Genomic DNA, 236 nt, shown 5'->3' on the forward strand with positions numbered 1-236 from the left:
GCCATTGACCTTTAAAGAAGGTGAAAACGCTGAGACTTACAAGCTTGATGGTTCAGAAGTCATCAGCATTAGTGGTCTCGATAATGGTGAGAGCAAAACTGCCAAAGTCACTGCTACTCGCGCTGATGGTTCAACTGAAACCTTTGAGGTTAACGTCGGTCTACAAACGCCAAAAGAGCGCGAATACGTGCGTCATGGCGGCGTGTTGCACTATGTACTACGCCAATTAGCAGCAG

1 protein-coding gene is annotated in these 236 nt (G+C 47.5%); it reads left to right on the plus strand.

Translation table 11 applies throughout. From position 1 onward, the window contains the following. Positions 1–236 (plus strand): hypothetical protein (locus AAEY83_RS18500; RefSeq protein WP_351061624.1); only part of this gene is annotated, 236 nt, incomplete at both ends.

The organism is Psychrobacter sp. TB20-MNA-CIBAN-0197, from assembly GCF_040309765.1.
GTDB lineage: Bacteria > Pseudomonadota > Gammaproteobacteria > Pseudomonadales > Moraxellaceae > Psychrobacter > Psychrobacter submarinus.